Source organism: Moorena sp. SIO3B2, assembly GCF_010692525.1.
GTDB classification, from domain to species: Bacteria; Cyanobacteriota; Cyanobacteriia; order Cyanobacteriales; family Coleofasciculaceae; genus Moorena; species Moorena producens.
The window spans coordinates 1-4,530 of the sequence record NZ_JAAHHE010000302.1 but is presented as its reverse complement, the minus strand read 5'-3'; the positions used below and the strand labels follow the sequence as shown (position 1 = coordinate 4,530).

General features: G+C 43.9%; 2 protein-coding genes. Both read left to right on the top strand.

What is annotated here, in order from left to right; translation table 11 throughout:
• Positions 1–138: 138 nt before the first annotated feature.
• Positions 139–2,769, top strand: coding sequence for an alanine--tRNA ligase (alaS, locus tag F6K38_RS31870; RefSeq protein WP_287359068.1), 2,631 nt, complete (start codon positions 139–141; stop codon positions 2,767–2,769).
• Positions 2,770–3,595: 826 nt separating this feature from the next.
• Positions 3,596–4,530: protein kinase domain-containing protein (locus tag F6K38_RS31865; RefSeq protein ID WP_287359066.1), on the top strand; the 935-nt coding region annotated here is incomplete at its 3' end.

The following is a 4,530-nucleotide window of genomic DNA, read 5'->3' as shown; positions in this document are numbered from 1 at the left end:
CAATGGTTTGCTCTCCTATCAAGGGTGGGCTTTCAGCTTCGCTTCTATGTCAGAATGGATCATACGTAAATTAAGAAACATAGCGATAGGGTTTTACTTCCCATAAGCCCATACCCTAAAGCTGAATTGTAGAGAACCATGCCCGATATCCCTAATTATTTGCGCGGTAACGAAATACGGCAAACTTTCCTCGATTTCTACTCCCAACGGCAACACCAGGTATTGCCAAGTGCTTCGTTAGTACCGGAAGACCCGACGGTGTTGCTGACAATTGCGGGAATGTTGCCGTTTAAACCGATTTTTCTAGGACAACGTCAGTCGGAATTCCCTCGCGCCACTACTGCCCAAAAATGTATCCGCAACAATGATATAGAGAATGTGGGACGCACGGCACGGCATCATACTTTTTTTGAGATGCTGGGGAATTTTAGTTTTGGGGATTACTTTAAGGAACAAGCGATCGCATGGGCATGGGAACTCTCTACAGAGGTATTCGGTTTGCCACCAGAACGCTTAGTAGTCAGTGTTTTTCGGGATGATGACGAAGCGTTTGGGATCTGGCGGGATAAAATTGGGATTCCAGCTCATCGCATCCAGCGCTTGGGTGAGGAGGATAATTATTGGAAATCGGGTCCGACCGGTCCGTGTGGTCCGTGTTCAGAAATTTACTACGATTTTCACCCAGAACTGGGAGACGAGAGCATTGATTTGGAAGATGATACCAGGTTTATTGAGTTCTATAACCTGGTATTCATGGAATACAACCAGGATGCGGAGGGGAATCGCACTCCGTTAGAGAAACAAAATATTGATACGGGGATGGGACTGGAGAGGATGGCGCAAATCCTCCAGCAAGTGCCGAATAATTATGAAACTGATTTAATTTTCCCGATTGTAAAAACCGCAGCGGAAATTGCTGGGGTTAACTATAGCAAGAGTGATCAGAAGACGAAGGTTTCTCTGAAGGTTATTGGTGACCATATCCGGGCAATCGTTCATATGATCGCGGATGGGATTACGGCTTCTAACACCGGACGGGGTTATGTGTTGCGCCGTTTGCTCCGTCGAGTGGTGCGTCATGGCCGTTTGATTGGGATTGATGGGGAATTTACCTGGGAAGTGGCTCAAACAGCGATCGCATTATCTGAATCAGCTTATCCTAATGTGCGGGAACGGGAAAAGACTATCAAAGCGGAAATGCAGCGGGAAGAGTCTCAATTCCTGAAAACCCTAGAACGGGGTGAGAAGCTGCTAGCTGAGATTTTGGCTAAGAAGCCTAAACAGATTTCTGGCACAGATGCGTTTACCCTCTATGATACCTATGGTTTCCCAGTGGAATTAACTGAGGAAATTGCTGAAGAACAGGGCTTAACGGTAGACCTCGATGGCTTCGAGGTGGAAATGGAACGCCAGCGGGAACGGGCTAGAGTTGCCCATGAAACGATTGATTTAACGGTACAGGGTAGCTTAGATCAGCTAGGGGAACATATCCATAGTACGGCATTCCTTGGTTACACTGAACCCCAGTCCATGGCTAAGGTAGAGGCTTTGCTAGTTGATGGGAAGTCCGTGGAATCGGCTGGGGCTGGGAGTAAGGTCCAGGTGATTTTGGATCAGACCCCATTCTATGCGGAATCTGGAGGACAAATAGGCGATCGCGGTTATCTGTCTGGGGATTCGCTATTGGTTCGCATCGAAGATGTTCAGAAGGAATCGGATTTCTTTGTCCACTTCGGTACTGTCGAACGGGGAAATTTAGCGGTAGGCACAACAGTAACGGCTCAAATTGACCGGGCTTGTCGCCGTCGAGTTCAAGCTAACCATAGTGCGACCCATTTACTGCAAGCGGCTCTGAAAAGAATTGTTGACCCAAGCATCTCTCAGGCAGGCTCTTTGGTGGCTTTTGACCGTTTGCGCTTTGACTTCAATTGCCCTCGCGCTCTGACATCGGAAGAGTTAGACCAAATTGAGGCACAAGTTAATACTTGGATTAGTGAAGCCCATACTGCAGATGTGGAGGTGATGCCTTTGACAAAAGCTAAGGCTAAGGGGGCGACTGCTATGTTTGGGGAAAAGTATGGTTCGGAGGTCAGGGTGATTGATTTCCCTGGTGTCTCCATGGAATTGTGTGGTGGTACCCATGTCAACAATACTGCTGAGATTGGCGTGTTTAAGATTATCTCTTCCGCAGGGGTCGCGTCTGGGATTAGGCGGATAGAAGCAGTGGCTGGACCGGCGGTGCTGGATTATCTGAATGTGCGGGATAAGGTGGTTAAGGATTTATGCGATCGCTTTAAGGCACAACCGGAAGAGTTACCTGAGCGGATTAGTAATTTACAACAGGAACTCAAGGCTACTAATAAACAGTTAGATGCCCTCAAGCAACAATTGGCTTTGGCAAAATCTGACCAGTTGTTGGCGGAAGCTAAGTCAGTCGGTGAGTTCAAGGTTCTGATTGCCAAGATGGAGGGAGTAGAACCAGAGGGCTTAAAAAGTGTTGCTCAACAGCTACAGCAGAAGCTGGGAGAAAGTGCGGTAGTGTTGGGTTCAGTGCCTAGCCCCGACAAGGTGAGTTTAGTGGCAGCCTTTAGTAAGGGTGTTAATCAGAAAGGCTTGCAGGCTGGGAAGTTTATTGGTGCGATCGCTAAAATTTGTGGTGGTGGTGGCGGTGGACGACCTAACTTGGCTCAAGCTGGTGGAAAAGATGGCAGTAAGTTAGGGGAAGCTCTTGATAGGGCGTTGGAACAGTTGTTGGAAGGGTTGCAGTAGTTTTGGACTGGGGGATCCCCCCTAACCCCCCTTAACAAGGGGGGGATTTGAAGAATAGTTGTATTTGTGCGATCGCTAACTAATTGCGATCGCGTAGCGGCTCTGTTCGCGTAGCGTGGCCTTTGGGCTTAAGAGCATCGCTGCGCAGTTTGCGATCGCTTTTTTATTGCGTTGCGTGTAGCGCTATATGTGCTGCCGAACAATTTAGTGCGTCAGTGCAATAGTTTTGTTTGAGCCACTGACCGACCCATCGTAATTGGTGAGTTAGTGCAATAGTTTTTTTAGCCCTTGCATATTAATCCAATTTCGTGTAACATATTATGACCGCTAACGCAATGGTTTCCCAGCCATGATAATTTCCACCGCACAAGCAGCTGATTTAGTAGGTATTTATGCCAGTTGCCTGGGTTTCTTTATGAACAAGGGCAGAGTTACAAGTATGCTTGGCACCACACTCGAAACGATTCTTCAAGAGAAGATATCGAGTGTAATGTATTGTTGTACATTTTTATAAAAATTGCCTTTTTACCCTACAAGCTTTGCTTAGCAAAAAATTGTAGCAATTATTATATACTAGTTGATCAGAGCTATACCTTAGAGAGCCTAAATTTTGATACTCTCAACAGTATCTTGCTTGAGGTAATTCTGAGGCTAATCTTAAGCTTTACAATTTACTATATTCATGGAATAATACTGAGCCAATCGAATAATCTGACTAGGTCTACGTCGATTAATGCTGTAGATTCACATCATAATATCTGTAAGTACGATTGTTTAAATTCGGCACTAAGGTAAACGCTTATTGTTTATTGATAATAATCGACTAATGGCTGATCAATATATATCACATAGCTATCGTATTCTTCAAGAATATAAAACTTCAATCTACTGTAGAACCTATAAGGTAAATGATGAGAGTGCAGCGGCTCAACCTTGTCACTATATAGCCAAAGAATATAAGCCTCTGTCTGAAGAACCAGAGGTAATGAAAGAAGCTCAAAAGCTCTTCAGTGAACGTCTCCAAGAGATAAGGGCTTTAGAAATTAACGGTATAGCCAATATTAAGTATCAGTTTAAACAAGGCAATAGTTTCTATATACTTCGAGATTATATACAAGATAATACTATTGAGGCAGAGATTAAAAATGGAAAGTCTTTCCAGGAGGAAACAGTTAAGATAATTCTCAGGAAATCTCTAGAGATTTTAGTTCAATTACATGAGCAAAAAATAGCTCAGGGTAATATTAGGGCTTCTAACCTAATATATTCAGGAGACTATCAACTAACTCTTCTTGATATTGGAGATTTAAACGAAATCGGTGGGCTACAGATAGTTTCGGGTAAGGTGTCTATTAATCTAGACAAATATAATGATCGTTACAAGCCACCCAAAGCGAATCAAGACAAGTATCGAGACGATCTATATGCTTTGGGAGTTGTTTGTATTGAGATGATCAGATCTGAGATTCATCCTCAGCTTATTAGTCACCAATCTACTAAAGAAACTATATGGCGTGATCAAGTTCCTGGGAAACGCCCTTTACAGATTAGCGATGCATTTGCAAAGATCATAGACAAAATGATTCTTTATGAACCCCAAGCTCGCTATCAGTCAGCTAAAGACATATTGAATGACTTAGACCAACTCCTTGATTCTAAGTCTAAAATCCCTGCATATGACAAGACTCAGCTTAAGATAAGTATTATTAGATTTAGGAGAAAACTATTTTCCAATCCACTATATGCTCTATTGATTGTAGT

Excerpts from the sequence above, each read along its gene's own strand:
- alaS (WP_287359068.1), top strand. The coding sequence starts at position 139 with ATGCCCGATATCCCTAATTATTTGCGCGGTAACGAAATACGGCAAACT.